Below are 15,954 nucleotides of genomic sequence, written 5' to 3' on the forward strand. Positions count from 1 at the left end.
TAACTCTCCTATCTCTCTATATAAATCTTAGTTATTTAATGGACCCTGATGTTAGTCCACTTATAATCCATTTTTGCGCGAACAAATAGACCACGAGCATCGGGGATAAAGCGAGCAGATACGAAGCAAAGGCTAAGTTGAAATCTGTGCTGAATTGACCTTGGAAGACATACTGTACAAGCGGAAGTGTGTATGAATCCTGATCACCGAGCAGAATCAACGGCAGCATAAAGTCGTTCCAAGTCGACAGACAAGAGAGGATACCAATTGTTGCACTGACCGGAGCAAGAAGTGGGAAAATAATCTTCCAGAACGTTCCGAATGTCGTTGCACCATCTACTGTGGCAGCTTCCTCTAGCTCATAAGGAATAGAGCGGATATAGCCAGTGTATACAAACACGTTAAAAGCCAAGCCATAAACAATGTATAGAATAATAAGACCCGAAATGTTGTTCATATGCAGATCCGTTGTCACTTTGACCACAGGCAGCATAATAATCTGGAAAGGAATAAACATTGCGCTGATAAAGTAAAAGTAGAGCGCTTTGAAGAATTTTCGGTTCATATTGCGGGCAATCGCGTAGGCTACCATGGAGTTGGTAAGCAAGATGAACACTACTGATGTTATTGTGATCGTGGCGCTATTTCCCAAGGCGTTGAAGAAATTAGTTGCCTTAATGGCATTGGCGAAATTCTCAAAATGCAGGCCAGTCGGCAGTGAAAAGATGGATTGAGCCATTTCCTCGGGATTTTTTAGCGCGATAGCAATAGTCATGTACAGCGGAAAAAGGATCAGTAGTGAGCCTAGCGCGATAAGAATCGTTGCAGGCCAGTTGCTTGATTTTTTGATCATAAGTCCATCTCCCGTTTCTGCAGAAATTTAAGCTGAAGGGCGGAGATCACAACGATCACGATAAAATAAATCACGGCGTTCGCCGATTGATAGGCAAATTCTCCGCCTTGGAAGCCGCCTGTATAGATTAAGTGGGCAATGGATTGTGTTGAACGTCCAGGTCCCCCACCTGTCAAGGCTACGATTTGGTCGAATACCATTAAGCCGCCCTTCATCGCCAGCACCATGTTGATCGTGAAGAAGGAAGCAAGCATTGGAAAAGTAATGCTCCAGAATTCTCTCCAGCGGCTAGCGCCGTCCAGATTGGAGGCTTCGTAAAGATCTTGCGGAATCGTCTGTAGACCTGCCAGATAGAGAATCGTGTTATAAGCAATTCCCTGCCAGACGGCTACAATGACGATACCGATCCAGGCCCAATCGGAGTTGCCGAGAATGTTCTGCGAAAGGAATTCGCTGCCAAGCTTCTCGCCCCAGATAGGGAATACATTTGCGAACAAATAGTTGAAAATAAAGCCGACAATCAGCACGCTGAGGATATTAGGCAGGAAATATACACCGCGGAAAAAGTTTTTGGCTTTAATCTTGGCGTTAAGTCCAAGCGCAATCAACAAACTAATGATGTTGATGAGAATAGTTGTTAAGATGGCATATTTAAAAGTGAACACATATGAATTCAGCACATTTTCGTCTTGAAAAATGTTAATGAAGTTCTTAAATCCTACGTAATCAAAGCTGTCACTGAAGCCGTCCCAGTTAGTGAACGAATAGTAAATACCCTGCAGTGCAGGAAAGGTGTGAAAGGCAAAGAAAAGAAGCAATGCCGGTATAGTCATTAGATAAAAGGCGACTCGGCGTTTGGCCATCATGTAATCCTCCTTGGAAAAGAGAAAGAGAAGGGGGAGTCCCGTTCTCTTTCTCGGCTCTTATTTGTCAGGTCTCGTTATTTCCGGTCAGCTACCTTATCCCATTCTTTATCAAGCTGTTTCAGGTACGCATCAACATCTTTCTTTTGCAGGAAGGCTTGATTGATGGTATCCACTTTCATGGCACTTGGGATGTAGTGGTCCGCAAAGTCGGCCAAGTTACCTGAGGTAAATGCTGCTTTGAAGCCGTCCATTGTCGGATCATCTTGTGTTACACCTTGCACAGCTGGGAATGCTTTTTGCTCGTTAATGTAGAGGCTAACATTCTCAGGCTGGAGCAGGAATTCCACGAATTTTTTAGCTTCTTCTTTATGTTTAGTGCTCTTAGAGATAGTCAACAATGTGTCTACGCCAGAAATGACCTTATTGTTAGCAGCATCATTTGTCGCTGGGAAAGGGAATACACCAAGCTCAATGGATGGATTAGCCTTCACGATTTCTGGGATCGCCCATACCCCTTGCAGATACATTGCAGATTCACCTTTTGCGAAAGCTGTGTTGCCGTCATTGTAGCCTTTTCCAAAAATATCTTTCTGACCGAACTCCGTCAGCTTAAGCAGCTTTTCAGCAATTTCGTTGAAGCTGTCTGCGAAAGTCACAGTACCTTCAGTACGCTGCTTGAAGAAATCATTGCCTTTTATGATTGTAGAAAGGGAGTTGAACGGCGTAAGGGTTGTCCAGGAATCCTTAAGGGTCAGGTAAAAAGCATTTTTACCGCTGTCCTTGAACTTTTGAGCGACGGCAATGAACTCGTCCCAAGTGGTTGGCACAGTAACGCCGGCTTCAGTGAACATCGCTTTATTGTAAATGACACCACTTGCGTTCGAAGAGAATGGAAGACCATTCAGCTCGCTAGAACCCGTCAGGTCTTTCAGCATTTGAACATAAGCAGGCTGGATACTTTCAGCAAGTGGATCACTAGAGAAGTCTTCAAACAGACCACTTCCGGATAATGTTTTGTAGGTGTCAGTGGCTCCGATACCCACTACGTCAGGGATGTCTTTTTTAGCTGCACGAGTCTTCAGCACTGTTTCGGCATCCGGTGGGTTCACTTGAGTGACTACGATGTTCGGATTGGCTTCATTAAATTTCGCAACCAGCTTGTCGAAGGTGGCTTTGGCTTCGGTCTTATTTTGGAAAAACTCGATTTTCACCTTGTCACCGGAGGAGTTCCCGCCGCTAGATGTGTTGTCAGCCGCATTGTTACCACTATTGCTACCGCAGGCGCTAAGCACGGACATAGCCAGTAGACTAACCATTACGGGTTTAATTGTTTTTTTCATGATAAATCCTCCTAATAATGTGTTGGTATTATGGTGAATTTGGTAAGAGTAAACGTTTACGTTGATTGCAAATTTAAATGATATGCATGTTCTTCTAAGCGACGGGTATGCCATAAAAGAGACAGTAAACGTTTACGTAATATTGATAAAAAGACTTAGGTAAGCGATCTTACCGTTTGTCTTTCCACAATTGTGTGATCGACAATCTGGCTGTTCACAGACTCGCCTGTTTCAATCATCTGAATGAGCTTCTCCACGGCGATCTTTCCAATATCGTACAGCGGTTGGCGTACTGTTGTTAAAGGCGGAATAACCATTTTGGCTAATCCAAGATCGTCATATCCCATAATGGAGATATCCTCGGGCACGCTTAGACCATTTTTGATAACGGTGGAGAGGGCACCAATCGCCATTTCATCACTAGCAGCAAAAACGGCAGTCACATCAGGCGCTTGCTCCAAAAGAGTCTCCATAGCTATACTTCCGCTCTCATACAAAAAATCTCCGTAAGCAAGATAGCGGCTGTCAAAAGGAATGCCATTTGCTTCAAGCGCATGCTTGTAACCTTCTGCTCTTGGCGCACCAGCGATAAGATCGCTAGGGTTCCCACTAATCATGGCTATTTTGCGGTGACCTTTTGAAATTAAGTAGAGGATAGCGTCAAAAGCTGCTCGATAATCATCTACTTTCACATAAGGGACCTTGGCGAATTCTGTTTGGGAAGAGACCAGTACAACGGGGATCCTCATGGTTTCTAGCACATCGTAATATTCTTTCTTAAGGACTTCACTCGAAAAAATAATGCCATCAACCTGTTTCTCTCTCAGGAGCTGCAAATACTTCAACGTTCTTTTACCGTCCTGATCGGTATTGCATACCATCACACTGTAGTTCCGTTCATTGGCCAATTCTTCAATACCTTTGAGCAGATCGGAAGAGAAGGCACCAGAAACACTAGGGAACATTACACCAATGGTCTGTGTACGCTTATTGATTAGACCCCGGGCAATCGCATTGGGTTGATAACCAATTTCTTTGATCGCCTCATTTACCTTTTGTTTCGTTTTGTCCGAATACCCACTTAAATTGTTTAGCACGCGAGAGACTGTGGCAATGGAAACGTTCGCTTTCTGTGCAACATCTTTAATCGTTGGGTTCATTCCTATGAGCTCCTTAAACTACGGTTATCCTTGAATTAAACGCTTACGCTGATGAGAGTAAGTTATGAAGGAAGAGAACGTAAACGCTTACCCCGAATATAAATGCTGGTAGGCGCTTTTGTCAACTGTACTTAAAAAATAAAAAAATGATCAAAACTACGCAAGAGCAGTAATCTTTTAATAGGAATGATACCGATGTATATACCAAAAATTTACTTAGAAATATCGGAATTGACAAAAGAATATTGGAGGTCTAACATTTAGAGAGTAAACGCTTACGTAAAATTTTAAAATATGGCATGCAAGCCCTGGTTTTAATGATTTACTCGGATAAGGAGTTGCATTTATGAATATTTATCTCGAGATTCCGGATGTAGATAAGCACTTTCCTTACCGCAGTTTACTCTGCAATGGTGATACGTTGTGTTATCCGCATTGGCATAAAGAAATTGAAATTATCTATGTTACCAAAGGAAGCCTGAATCTGGGAATTAACGATACCCCTATTCACATGGAGCAGGGCGAGGTTCAGTTTATCAATGGTGGGGATGTGCATTATTTTCTCTCTTCACCTGAGAGTGAACGGGTAGTGATTCAATTTGACCTGAATTTGTTCCAAGAAGTAGCCGCTTTGAACGGTAATGACTACTCACTTCGTGAGGTCTTTACGCTTATGGAGTATTCCAGTTCAAGATGGCCCGTGGCAACTGCCGCGAAGGTCAAAGGGCTGATTGAGAGTATTTACGAGGAAGATGTACAGCGAAGAGAAGGGTATGTTTTTCTAATCAAGGCTAGATTGTTTGAACTGCTGACCGTTATTTTACGGGAGGTGCCGAAGAGTCCGATCAAGAAACAGCCTAAGTTCTCGGAAGATACACTGAATCAATCCAGAGAAACACTGGAAAGACTAGAGCGGATTTTTATTTATGTGGAGCAGCATTATCAGGAGGCTATTTCGCTGAATGAGGTAGCTAATTATATGGGTTTTAGTCCTTATTATTTTACCAAATTGTTCAAGAAAAACACGGGCATGACCTTTATCGCGTTCTTAAATGAATACCGGCTTAACAAAGCCAAATGGATCTTGATTAATGAAGATCTGCCGATGTCTGCCGTGGCGGAAGCAGCCGGGTTTGGCAGCGTGAAGACCTTCCATCATTTTTTCAAGGAAGCAACGGGGATATCCCCGCTGAAATACCACAAGACAATATTCGGGAATAATACAGCAAGATTGCAGGAAGAAAGCCCTTCCTCAGCTTTGTATGATAGAGATATCAAAACAGGAATAAGTGGAGGTTAGACCAGAATGACTTTAACAGTAGGAATTATCGGCTGCGGAGGTATTGCGAACGGCAAGCACATGCCCGCGTTAAAAAAAGTAGAAGGTGCGCGAATGGTTGCTTTTTGTGATATCGTCGCTGAACGTGCCGAGAAGGCAAAAGCGGAGTTTGGAGATGAGCAGTCCGTAGTTTACACAGATTATAAAGAGCTTCTTAACGATGCAAGTATAGATGTGATTCATGTATGTACGCCGAACATTTCCCATGCGGAGATTTCCATTGCGGCTATGGAAGCAGGCAAACACGTAATGTGTGAGAAGCCGATGGCTAAAACCACGGCAGAAGCACAAGCGATGATCGAGGCCTCAGAGCGAACTGGGAAAAAGCTGACCATCGGTTATCAGAACCGTTTCAGACCAGATTCAGCTTATCTGCATGCGGTATGTGAGAATAATGAGCTTGGTGAGATCTATTACGCCAGAGCTAAGGCTATCCGTCGTCGCGCTGTCCCAACTTGGGGTGTGTTTTTGGATGAAGAAGCGCAAGGCGGCGGTCCGTTGATTGATATCGGGACCCATGCGCTCGATTTGACCCTGTGGATGATGGATAATTACAAACCTAAATATGTCGTGGGCAACGCTTATCATAAGCTGTCCGGTCGTAAAAATGCTGCAAATGCTTGGGGCCCGTGGGATCCTGAGAAGTTTACAGTTGAGGATTCCGCCATTGGATTCATCACTATGGAGAATGGGGCTACCATCGTCTTAGAAGCAAGCTGGGCACTGAATACACTCGATGTCGGTGAGGCCAAAACGGTACTTTGTGGGACTGAAGGCGGAGCAGATATGGAGAACGGTCTGCGCATTAACGGAGAAGCCTACGGTAAAACCTTTGAAAAGCATATCGGTCTGGATGCCGGTGGCGTCGACTTTTATGATGGTGCGGGAGATGATCCTGCGATGATAGAGGCAGCTCAGTGGATTGACAGCATTGTAAATGACACCGAGCCTGTGGTGAAGCCGGAGCAGGCGTTGGTTGTGACTCGCATCTTGGAGGCTATTTATAAATCCTCTGAAACTGGAATGCCTGTGTTTTTGAATAATTAAGCAAATTCGATGGTCATAGATAAATATGAACTAGGAGTGTGTCCCAAGTGACAAGAGTAACCGTATGGAATGAATTCCGTCATGAACGGCAGGAAGAAAGAATTCTTAAGGTCTATCCGCAAGGTATTCATGGACAACTGGCCAGCTTCCTTCAAGAAGCAGGACTGGACACTAAGACAGCTACGCTGGATGAACCAGAGCATGGACTGACGCAAGAGGTATTGGATAACACGGATGTACTGATCTGGTGGGGACATATCGCCCATCATGAAGTAAGTGATGAGATTGTAAACCGTGTACATGCGCGAGTGCTGCAAGGTATGGGACTTGTAGTGCTTCATTCGGGCCATATGTCCAAAATCTTTATGAAATTAATGGGCACCAGCTGCGATCTGAAATGGCGTGAAGCTGAGGAGAAGGAGCGCCTGTGGGTCATGGACCCAAGTCACCCGATTGCTGAGGGCATTGGTGAATACATCGACTTGGAGCAAGAGGAAATGTACGGTGCGCATTTTGATGTGCCAGCACCAGAGAGTCTTGTATTTGTCGGCTGGTTCGAAGGCGGCAACGTCTTCCCAAGCGGATCGACCTACCGTAGAGGCAGCGGTAAGATCTTTTATTTCCAGCCTGGTCATGAATCTTACCCAACCTATTACAACAAGGATATTCAAAAAGTTATCATCAATGGCGTGAACTGGTGTGCCCCAACGAAACGTGACTATCCGGTTTACGGACATTCTGAAGCCTTAGAGCCTATCAAAGAAAAGGTGGTCGTATAAATGAAATTAGGCGTATTTGATCCTGTATTTGGAAGCTTGAGTCTTGACGAGATGTTAGATAAAATCGCCGCCGCAGGTTTGAATGCGGTAGAAATCGGCTCGGGTGGTAATCCCGGTAATGCTCACTGTCCGACAGATGAGCTGCTTGCCAGCGAGTCAGCACGTCAAGAATATTTGGAAAAGTTCACGAAACGTGGCATTATGATCAGTGCCTTCAGTTGCCATAATAACCCGATTTCACCAGATAAAGAAGAAGCCCGCGCTGGGGATGAAATTCTCCGTAAATCGATCAAGCTGGCTTCACTCATGGGTGTTAAGGTCGTGAACACCTTTTCGGGAACGGCTGGGGACAGCGATGAGGCAAAAGCACCGAACTGGCCAGTCACGCCTTGGCCTACCGTGTACAGCGACATCAAAACCTGGCAGTGGGAACATAAGCTGATCCCTTACTGGAAGGAAATCGGCAAGCTGGCCGAGGAGCATGGCGTTAAGATCGGCATCGAGCTGCATGGCGGCTTCCTGTGCCATACCCCTTATACGATTTTGAAGCTTAGAGAAGCAACCTGCGATGCTATTGGAGCCAATCTGGATCCGAGCCATCTGTGGTGGCAAGGTATTGATCCTGTAGGTGCTATTAAGATTCTCGGTAAAGCTGGCGCGATTCACCATTTCCATGCCAAGGATACTTACTTGGATCAGGACAACATCAATATGTATGGTTTGACCGATATGCAACCTTATGGCGATGTGCAGACCCGCGCATGGACCTTCCGCTCCGTTGGTTGCGGGCACAGCATATCTGAGTGGTCAGATATCATGAGCGCGCTGCGCACTTACGGTTATGATTACGTGGTGAGCATCGAGCATGAAGACCCTCTTATGACGGTTGACGAAGGCTTCCAACGTGCAGTAACCAATTTGCAATCCATTCTTATTCATGACCAACCTCAGGGTATGTGGTGGGTGTAAGGTCAATTTAGAAAGCCTTGATTCTCTATTAAGAGAATCAAGGCTTTTTTTGTGTGTAGTGGGGGTGGAGGGGAAAACGGAAGAGCGGAAGGGGAGAACGGCAGAGCGGGAGGGGAAAACGGAAGATCGGAATGAAAGAACGGAAGAGCGGAAGGGAGTAGAAATGAGCTGGCAAAGAGATAGGGAGGAGGTAGAGACGAGTAGGAGCTAATAAGAAACGAACTAGAAACTAACCAGAAATGTACTGGGAACGAACTAGTAACTAAACCAGAAATGAAACAAGAAACGAACGAAAAACCAACTAAAAACGAACTAAAAACGAACTAACTAACTAACTACCAATCAAAAATGAACTAGTTTGCTAACGGACTCAAATGCAGCTATTCGCGTGTTTTAGGTCTTTTTGAGCGAGTTTCGGACCCGAGAGACCTTATTGGTCGTGAAAAGTAAGGAATTCGAGGTGTTTAGAGCAAATAACTGCGCTGGAGTCCGATAGCATCTCAAAACAGCGGATTTGTTGCAAATAGGGTCTCTGGAGTCCGCAACTAATGTGCTTATGCGCTAGCTGATCTTCGATGGTAAAACCGTAGTTAGTTTGGGGGCTGGTGCGTTGAGCTTCGGTAGAATGGGATACGGGTAAATGTGCAGCGCAGTTAGTCTGGGACTGGAGCGGAGCGTGGTGGAGATGTGGTGGAGATGTGGTGGAGATGTGGTGGAGATGTGGTGGAGATGTGGTGGAGAAGTGGTGGAGAAGTGGTGGAAAAATGGTGGAGTTTTGGTGCAGATGTGGTAGGTAACTGTGCTAACGGTAACGGGCAAATGAGCGGACGCAGTAATGTATGAGACGTAGGGCGGAAATGTATGAGACGTAGGGCGGAAATGTATGAGACATAGGGCAGAAGTGTATGAGATGTAGGGCAGTAATGTATGAGACGTAGGGCAGTAATGTATGAGACATAGGGCAGAAATGATAGAGACATAGGAAAGAACAAGGTAGAACTGTGCTAAAGGACTCAGATGCAGCTATTCGCGTGTTTTAGGTCTTTTTGAGCGAGTTTCGGACCCGAGAGACCTTATTGGTCGTGAAGAGCAAGGAATTCGAGGGTATTTGAGCAAATAACTGCGCTGGAGTCCGATAGCATCTCAAAACAGCGAAATAGATGCAAATAGGGTCTCTGGAGTCCGATAGCATCCCAAAACAGCGAAAAAGTTGCAAATAGGGGCTCTAGGGTCCGCAACTTATGTGTTTATGCGTTAGCTGATCTTTGCGTATCCAAAGGTCGGCTTTTTGTCGTGCATTCACTGGTTACAGTATTGCAATCTCTGCGTCAAGCGGGAGGGGACGAGTTGAAAAGAATAGGTACAGGCTGGTACGCAACATATTTGAAATGATTTCGTCTTTATATAACGGAGGTGGAGCAAGATGAATTTATGCTTTTCGGGAGGCCGGTTTCAAACTTTTTTACAGCGGAACATTAAACTGATGCTTGTATTTGGGCTTTTGTTCGCTGCTTGCTTTACAGGAGTTGGAAGGGTGGAAGCTGCTGGCTCAGATCTGATCATCGTGAACAAAAAAACAAACAAACTCGCGTATTTCAGTGACGGCAAGCTGGTGAAGACTTTTCCGGTTGCCACAGGGAAGTCGAAGGAACTGACGCCAGAAGGTAGCTTCAAAATGGTGGTTAAAGTAAAAAACAGACCCTACTACAAAGAGAAAATTCCCGGTGGGGATCCGGCCAATCCGCTTGGCGACCGCTGGCTGGGGCTGGAAGTGAACGGGACCTATGGCACGACGTATGCGATTCACGGCAATAATAATGAGTCATCGATAGGGAAGTATGTTAGCGCTGGTTGTATTCGAATGCATAATGATGATATTCATTGGCTGTATCCAAAAGTAGCCAAGAATACTCGAGTTATCATTACAACGAGCACACTGGCTATGGAGAATATTGCAACTAAAAACGGGTACTCTGTAGGAAGCAATAAGTTTGCGGGGACTTTTGAGATCAATGGGACGACAACAAAGCTGAAGGATCCTTTTATATTGGAAAATTCCCGTGTGTTTGTTCCGCTGAGAGAATCCGTGGCCTTACTGGGTGGAACTTTGCAGAGTGAAGCGGGGACAGGTGCACTGCTAATTACGATCGGCAATCGTACGGTGACACACAAGCCATTATCCAATAAGGCTATTGTGAATGGAAAATCCATTACGATTTTACCGTCACGCAATGAAAATAACCGATTACTAATTCCGCTGAGTATCTTGCCTGATTTATTTGCTGTTCAGGTGCAGTGGAATGCGCAGACTCAGGTGGTAAAGATTAAGTTATAATTGTTCTTGACCTTTTATTTCTGATTTAAATTGTTATATACTGTACTTATTCTAAAATACGGACAATTACGGAGGGCCACCGACTGATGAATAACTAACACGTTTCCTGAAACAGACCATAAAGTTTGTGAAGTGCATATGCACAAGTCACGGAGCACCCGCGCAGGGTGATAACGGTCAGGGATACGTGTGTCGGTCGGGGGTCTTACGATGCTTTTATATGGATAGTTCTATCTATTGTGTTGGTTTACTCTGCATCCAGCAGGTGAACACGGCCGTAGTCTATCCATGTCTGGGTACATTCCCCCTTCATACGCTATTCGACCGCAGACCGTTGGCTGCGGTTTTTTATTTGCAATGAAATCGGAGGAATGAAAGATGACTGTAATTAAAGTGAAGAATTTACGTAAGGAATGGAATGGGGTCCCTTTATTTAAGGAGGTATCCTTTGAGATAGCAGAGGGAGAGCGCGTGCTTTTATTCGGACGAAACGGGATTGGCAAAACCACACTGCTTAAGGGGCTGATCGGTCGGCTTACTTTTGAAGAGGGAAGTATCTATCATGGCCTGTCATCTGAAGAATGGGGTGTGCTCGATCAACAGCTTGAGGTACCAGGGGAAGTAACCGCATTGGAATACGTTCTTTCAGGGTCAGCGCAGCTGCCTGAATTAAAACGCCAGCTGGAAGCCCTCAGTCAGAGATTGCAGGAGCAGAAAGCTGATAACGAAGCTGAGTTGGCTGAATATGCAGAGGTGTACGATGGTTACTTGCAGCTTGATGGATATGGCTGGGAGGTCAAAGCGGAAAAAAGTCTAAAGCAGCTCAAGCTTGAACATGCAGTCTGGGATTTGCCATACGCCTCACTTAGTGGAGGGCAAAAGACACGGGTGCAATTAGCAGCATTATTAGCCCGGCAGCCCAAGCTATTGATTCTGGATGAACCGACCAATCACATAGATGGAGAAACGATGGAGTGGTTGGAGCATTGGGTGTGCAACTACCCTGGAACGGTGTTTTATGTATCACATGATCGTACATTTATTGATCGAACTGCGACGTCTGTGCTGGAGCTTAGTCCGGAGGGATGCCGGCGTTATTCGGGTGGATATACACAGTACCGGGAGCAGAAGACTATAGAGCTGAGAACATTGGAGGGACAATATAAAAAGCAGGAGCAAGAAAAGGAGAAGCTGTTGGAGAGCATTAGGCGGTATGCAGAATGGTTCCAGCAAGCGCATCGTGCTGCCGGACAAAATGATTTTCTGCGTTCGAAATCCAAGAAAAATGTGTCTCGTTTCCATGCCAAGGAAGCTGCGCTGGAACGGTTAAATAAGAACCGTGTAGAATTGCCCCGCGAGACTGGCAAGCTGAAGATGAAGCTGGAAAGCGAAGAGTTTCTGGCAGATTCTTTACTGACACTCCGTGAGATAGAGTTTGCGTATGATGGGAGTGCGCCTTTTCTTAGGAATTTCAGCTTGTCGCTAAATCGGGGAGACCGATTGTCTATTCTGGGTCCTAATGGTGTTGGAAAGTCTACGCTGTTGAAATTAATTGCAGGGATCAATAAGCCTACAAAAGGTGAAGTGCGGCTGCATCCACGGACGACAATCGGTTATTTTGCACAAGAGCTAGATAACTTAGAGATGAACTCTACGATTCTGGATAGCTTGCTTGAACTGCCGGGAATGACCCAGACGGAGGCGCGGACAATTTTGGGTTGCTTTTTATTTATGCGGGACGATGTATTTAAACGGATTGGGGATTTGAGTCTGGGGGAGAAATGCCGTGTGGCTTTCCTCAAGTTGTATTTTGGAAAAGCAAATCTATTGGTTTAGATGAACCCACTAATTATCTGGACATTGACACTAGGGAACGTGTAGAAGAGGCACTGATGGTGTATCCCGGTGGACTAGTGATGGTCTCGCATGACCGTTATCTTCACTCTAAAGTGGCTAATCGCTTGGTGATATTAGAGCCGTCTCAGGCACCAAAGTTTTTTCAAGGAACGTATGCTGAATATTTTGCAAAAGACAGAACCCGTCTGCTTACTGGTATAGAACAGGCTCGGGAGGATGACCTTGCCCTCCTGCAGCTGCGTCTGAATCAGCTGATTCAGAGTAGCAGTGTGGATTCTGAGGCGGAAAATGCAGCGCTAGTGGCGGAAATCGTTAATTTGCAGCGACAAATACAGGAACTAAGGGGCGATGGGAAACCCGCATCCTCCTAAGCTGATAAAAAACACAACCTTGCTCAGGATGTATTTATCTTGAACAGGTTGTGTTTTTAGATAGGAGACGTAAGGTGTAAGGTGTATAATTTGGAGGAATGTGGATTTTTTGGCGATAAAGAAACCTTGAGAGGATGGTTGCAGAATTGCTGAAATTGGGCTCTTTTATATTGGAATTACTTCGATTATGTATATTGCTTGTGCTGACTTTATTAGTTTTGGGTTGGGCAGAAAGATTGATCTATCAATTGATATTTGGTCAGCCCGTGTATAGCTGGAGTATGGGATTCGGGAATTTATTGTTATTTTTTATGCTGTACCGGAATCATTTTCAGTTTAAAGGCTGGTATAAATCAGAGAAGAACCAAAAGCTAACGCTCCTCACCACAAGAGTAATCACCGTAATTTCCATAGGACTAATAATCCTGCCGCTAGGGCTGGGCTGATCTTATGAAGATTAGAATCATTGGAGCTTGCGGCAGCGGCAAATCCTATATCGCCCGGGAGTTATCTAGAAAATATGGTGTAGAGTATTACGAGACAGACAACTTGGTATGGGACAGAAGTGCCGAGAATTTGCGTTTTTCAGTTGAAGCAAGGGATGCTCAGTTGGAAGAAATCCTTGATAAACCCTCATGGATTCTGGAAGGTGCACATTACAAATGGGGACAAGAGAGTTTTAAAGCTGCTGACTTAATCGTTATTTTGAACCCTAATAAAGTGATCAGGGATTTGAGAGTGTTTACAAGGTTTATAAAAACAAGACTGGGTTTAGAGCAAGCGAATTACAAGCAGTCATTTAAGAATCTGTATGTGATGATTTTTGAATGGAACCGTGGATATGATCAGGAGGCCGCACATAGGATTATAGAGTTAACGGATACTCTGTCTGATAAACGGGTAATTGTTAAAAATAACAAAGAGCTGGAGCCCATTATCCAAGAGCATCTGAGGAAGGGATTGTTAAATAGGGATTGAGCGACAAAGTAAACGATAGAGAGAGGAGTGCTTGCATGGATAACATTCTACCCGAGCATTTGGATCAGGAGAATTTCATAGGGTTTTGGAAAAGAGTGCTGGCTTCCATTCTTGATTTCTTGGTCATTGGAATACCTGGAGTTATCGTATACTGGATACTCAATTCATTAGCTGTTTCATTACACTCGGAGATACCTATTATCCTGGAGTACATTTTGTTTATCGCATTTGATATCTTTATGATCGTTAGATTTGGCGGAACTCCAGGGAAGCTGATTTTAAAATTAAAAATTGTCAATGAGCGAGGGAATTACCCTACAGTGAAGGAAGCTCTGATTCGAAATGTTTTCCGAATGATTAGTATGATTCTTTCAATGGTAATTGCGGTCAGCAGCTATGACTTTACCGTTATTTCCGCCAAATTATCCTTATGGTCGGATTTGGCTTTTGACCTCACTCAAATCCTGGGTCCAATCATGCTGGTGGATTACCTGTTGGTTGGATTCCATCCCCGTAAACGTGCGATTCACGATTTGCTGGCTGGCACTTATGTTGTTGATAAATCCGCAATTTGAAGAATGCTTTTCACCAAGCATTCTTTTTTTTAAATATTAGGTATTTTACTATTAAATATTTTAGTGTTAAAATACTTTTATAAGCAGCCGATCATCATGAATGTCAAAGGAGAACCTCTTGGAAAATCCAGATATTTTTAAGCTAATACATGCAGTTGAATTATTTACGAATGAAGTTATTGTTCGATGGATGAACGCATTTGATCACAATATTGGGATATCTCCAGTTCTAGTCTTGGGTGAATTGAATAAAAAAGGCCCCTTGAAGCAGACTATTTTGGCTAAGAGACTAGGATATACGCCAGGAGCAATGACAAACATTGCTAATCGACTAATTAAGCAGGGGATGGCCGAGCGAAAATATAACGAAGATGATCGACGGAATGTACTTCTATCTATCACGGACAAAGGAAAAGACGTTCTGAAGGAAGCACAGCTTAAGGGACAGGAGCTAAGAGCTGAAATGTTCCAAAAGCTCAATGAGGAGGAACTGCAGCAATTCTTGAAAATCTATGAGAAGTTGTTAACGAGCTTTGATAGCTCTGAAACATAAACCAAGTCATCTTAGAAGCACAATAACATTATAAAGGGGTATGAACATGGGAAGAGTTCAAGGTAAAGTTGCATTAGTAACTGGAGGCGCTTCAGGTATTGGCTTATCAGCTGCCACTCTATTAGCTAGAGAAGGAGCAAAGGTTGTCATTGCCGATTTTAATGTGGAAGCAGCCAAAGAAGCAGCATCTAAGATTAAAAATGAAGGCGGAGAAGCTGAAGGTTTTTTCTTAGATGCCTCCCAAGCGGATTCGATCAAGGAAGCTGTTGATTTCACTGTTGCTCAGTATGGCACCATCACAGTATTATTCAATAATGTAGGTCTAACTAATCTGCAAAAAGACCTTGATGTGGTCAATATAGATTTGGAAGAATGGGATCGCCTGATGAACGTGAATACTAAAAGTGTTCTGTTAGGCAGCCGTTTTGCTATTCCTCATATGATTAAAGCGGGCGGAGGCTCGATCATTAACACGGCTTCGATGTCAGCATTCGCTGGGGATTCATTGCGTACTGCTTATGGCTCCTCTAAGGCAGCGGTTGTGAACCTTACTCGTTACATCGCTACACAATATGGTAAAGACAAAATCCGTTGTAACGGCGTGGCACCAGGGCTGATCCTGACACCTGCGGCAGTAAGAAATATGCCGCCAGCTGTATTGGATATATTTCAAAAATTCAACGCCCTACCTTATCACGGAGAAGCCGATGATATCGGCAATACGGTTTTGTTCCTGGCATCGGATGAATCCAAATTCATCACAGGCCAAACGATTGAAGTAGAGGGTGGTCATTATATGTCTAACCCAAGTATCACTGATTTCCAGAATTACATGATGGAAGCTAAATCTAAATAAAAGATTATGTGTAATTAAAAATCCGGTCCATGCTCGAATTTATCGAGCGGGACCGGATTTTGGTTTATTTTAATGA

Annotated in this window: 17 protein-coding genes; 13 read left to right on the forward strand and 4 right to left on the reverse strand. The window is 44.3% G+C overall.

The window, feature by feature from the left end; all coding sequences use genetic code 11:
• Positions 1-31: 31 nt before the first annotated feature.
• The 4 genes from NSQ50_RS05210 to NSQ50_RS05225 all read right to left on the reverse strand — a co-directional run bounded on the left by NSQ50_RS05210 (position 32) and on the right by NSQ50_RS05225 (position 4,219).
• Positions 32-853, reverse strand: a complete 822-nt coding sequence (locus tag NSQ50_RS05210; RefSeq protein ID WP_179087781.1) for a carbohydrate ABC transporter permease — start codon at positions 851-853, stop codon at positions 32-34.
• Positions 850-1,716 carry a carbohydrate ABC transporter permease gene (locus tag NSQ50_RS05215; RefSeq protein WP_038568998.1) on the reverse strand — a complete coding sequence of 289 codons (867 nt, stop codon included), beginning with the start codon at positions 1,714-1,716 and terminating at the stop codon, positions 850-852. Before NSQ50_RS05215 ends, NSQ50_RS05210 begins: the two co-directional genes overlap by 4 nt.
• Before the next feature lie 77 nt (positions 1,717-1,793).
• Positions 1,794-3,059: an ABC transporter substrate-binding protein gene (locus tag NSQ50_RS05220; protein ID WP_038569000.1), complete on the reverse strand. Its 1,266-nt coding sequence runs from the start codon at positions 3,057-3,059 to the stop codon at positions 1,794-1,796.
• 155 nt (positions 3,060-3,214) lie between these two features.
• Positions 3,215-4,219, reverse strand: a complete 1,005-nt coding sequence (locus NSQ50_RS05225) for a LacI family DNA-binding transcriptional regulator (RefSeq protein WP_038569002.1) — start codon at positions 4,217-4,219, stop codon at positions 3,215-3,217.
• Between the two features lie 346 nt (positions 4,220-4,565).
• Between NSQ50_RS05225 and NSQ50_RS05230 the strand changes: the two genes are divergently transcribed.
• The 13 genes from NSQ50_RS05230 (at position 4,566) to NSQ50_RS05290 (ending at position 15,878) form a co-directional block, all read left to right on the forward strand.
• Positions 4,566-5,519, forward strand: a complete 954-nt coding sequence (locus NSQ50_RS05230; RefSeq protein WP_052096809.1) for an AraC family transcriptional regulator — start codon at positions 4,566-4,568, stop codon at positions 5,517-5,519.
• 6 nt (positions 5,520-5,525) lie between these two features.
• Positions 5,526-6,605, forward strand: coding sequence for a Gfo/Idh/MocA family protein (locus NSQ50_RS05235; protein ID WP_036680405.1), 1,080 nt, complete (start codon positions 5,526-5,528; stop codon positions 6,603-6,605).
• A 47-nt stretch (positions 6,606-6,652) separates the two neighbouring features.
• Positions 6,653-7,384, forward strand: coding sequence for a ThuA domain-containing protein (locus NSQ50_RS05240; protein ID WP_036680406.1), 732 nt, complete (start codon positions 6,653-6,655; stop codon positions 7,382-7,384).
• Positions 7,385-8,353, forward strand: a complete 969-nt coding sequence (locus NSQ50_RS05245) for a sugar phosphate isomerase/epimerase family protein (protein ID WP_036680409.1) — start codon at positions 7,385-7,387, stop codon at positions 8,351-8,353.
• A 696-nt stretch (positions 8,354-9,049) separates the two neighbouring features.
• A complete protein-coding gene (locus tag NSQ50_RS05250; RefSeq protein WP_179087782.1) occupies positions 9,050-9,196 on the forward strand; it encodes a hypothetical protein in 147 nt (48 codons plus the stop codon).
• Positions 9,197-9,776: 580 nt separating this feature from the next.
• Positions 9,777-10,688 carry a L,D-transpeptidase family protein gene (locus tag NSQ50_RS05255; RefSeq protein ID WP_052096810.1) on the forward strand — a complete coding sequence of 304 codons (912 nt, stop codon included), beginning with the start codon at positions 9,777-9,779 and terminating at the stop codon, positions 10,686-10,688.
• Positions 10,689-11,066: 378 nt separating this feature from the next.
• On the forward strand, positions 11,067-12,524 hold the full coding sequence (locus NSQ50_RS05260) for an ABC-F family ATP-binding cassette domain-containing protein (RefSeq protein WP_256717111.1): 1,458 nt from the start codon (positions 11,067-11,069) through the stop codon (positions 12,522-12,524).
• Positions 12,470-12,916 (forward strand): hypothetical protein, encoded by a 447-nt coding sequence (locus tag NSQ50_RS05265; RefSeq protein WP_256717114.1) that lies wholly within the window; start codon positions 12,470-12,472, stop codon positions 12,914-12,916. Before NSQ50_RS05260 ends, NSQ50_RS05265 begins: the two co-directional genes overlap by 55 nt.
• A 146-nt stretch (positions 12,917-13,062) precedes the next feature.
• Positions 13,063-13,362 (forward strand): hypothetical protein, encoded by a 300-nt coding sequence (locus NSQ50_RS05270; protein ID WP_141118574.1) that lies wholly within the window; start codon positions 13,063-13,065, stop codon positions 13,360-13,362.
• Between the two features lie 4 nt (positions 13,363-13,366).
• Positions 13,367-13,894, forward strand: a complete 528-nt coding sequence (locus NSQ50_RS05275; protein WP_036680415.1) for a hypothetical protein — start codon at positions 13,367-13,369, stop codon at positions 13,892-13,894.
• 35 nt (positions 13,895-13,929) lie between these two features.
• Positions 13,930-14,469: an RDD family protein gene (locus tag NSQ50_RS05280; protein WP_076225043.1), complete on the forward strand. Its 540-nt coding sequence runs from the start codon at positions 13,930-13,932 to the stop codon at positions 14,467-14,469.
• Between the two features lie 118 nt (positions 14,470-14,587).
• A complete protein-coding gene (locus tag NSQ50_RS05285) occupies positions 14,588-15,022 on the forward strand; it encodes a MarR family winged helix-turn-helix transcriptional regulator (RefSeq protein WP_036680418.1) in 435 nt (144 codons plus the stop codon).
• 46 nt (positions 15,023-15,068) lie between these two features.
• Entirely contained in the window at positions 15,069-15,878 is an 810-nt protein-coding gene (locus NSQ50_RS05290) for an SDR family NAD(P)-dependent oxidoreductase (protein WP_076225044.1), read from the forward strand.
• Positions 15,879-15,954 lie beyond the last annotated feature (76 nt).

Origin of the sequence: Paenibacillus sp. FSL R10-2788, from assembly GCF_038003885.1 — a bacterium.
In the GTDB taxonomy this organism is placed as follows: Bacteria; Bacillota; Bacilli; order Paenibacillales; family Paenibacillaceae; genus Paenibacillus_AQ; species Paenibacillus_AQ odorifer.

Excerpts from the sequence above, each read along its gene's own strand:
- NSQ50_RS05210 (WP_179087781.1), bottom strand. The coding sequence starts at position 853 with ATGATCAAAAAATCAAGCAACTGGCCTGCAACGATTCTTATCGCGCTA.
- NSQ50_RS05215 (WP_038568998.1), bottom strand. The coding sequence starts at position 1,716 with ATGGCCAAACGCCGAGTCGCCTTTTATCTAATGACTATACCGGCATTG.
- NSQ50_RS05220 (WP_038569000.1), bottom strand. The coding sequence starts at position 3,059 with ATGAAAAAAACAATTAAACCCGTAATGGTTAGTCTACTGGCTATGTCC.
- NSQ50_RS05225 (WP_038569002.1), bottom strand. The coding sequence starts at position 4,219 with ATGAACCCAACGATTAAAGATGTTGCACAGAAAGCGAACGTTTCCATT.
- NSQ50_RS05230 (WP_052096809.1), top strand. The coding sequence starts at position 4,566 with ATGAATATTTATCTCGAGATTCCGGATGTAGATAAGCACTTTCCTTAC.
- NSQ50_RS05235 (WP_036680405.1), top strand. The coding sequence starts at position 5,526 with ATGACTTTAACAGTAGGAATTATCGGCTGCGGAGGTATTGCGAACGGC.
- NSQ50_RS05245 (WP_036680409.1), top strand. The coding sequence starts at position 7,385 with ATGAAATTAGGCGTATTTGATCCTGTATTTGGAAGCTTGAGTCTTGAC.
- NSQ50_RS05250 (WP_179087782.1), top strand. The coding sequence starts at position 9,050 with ATGTGGTGGAGATGTGGTGGAGATGTGGTGGAGATGTGGTGGAGAAGT.
- NSQ50_RS05255 (WP_052096810.1), top strand. The coding sequence starts at position 9,777 with ATGAATTTATGCTTTTCGGGAGGCCGGTTTCAAACTTTTTTACAGCGG.
- NSQ50_RS05260 (WP_256717111.1), top strand. The coding sequence starts at position 11,067 with ATGACTGTAATTAAAGTGAAGAATTTACGTAAGGAATGGAATGGGGTC.
- NSQ50_RS05265 (WP_256717114.1), top strand. The coding sequence starts at position 12,470 with ATGCCGTGTGGCTTTCCTCAAGTTGTATTTTGGAAAAGCAAATCTATT.
- NSQ50_RS05275 (WP_036680415.1), top strand. The coding sequence starts at position 13,367 with ATGAAGATTAGAATCATTGGAGCTTGCGGCAGCGGCAAATCCTATATC.
- NSQ50_RS05280 (WP_076225043.1), top strand. The coding sequence starts at position 13,930 with ATGGATAACATTCTACCCGAGCATTTGGATCAGGAGAATTTCATAGGG.
- NSQ50_RS05290 (WP_076225044.1), top strand. The coding sequence starts at position 15,069 with ATGGGAAGAGTTCAAGGTAAAGTTGCATTAGTAACTGGAGGCGCTTCA.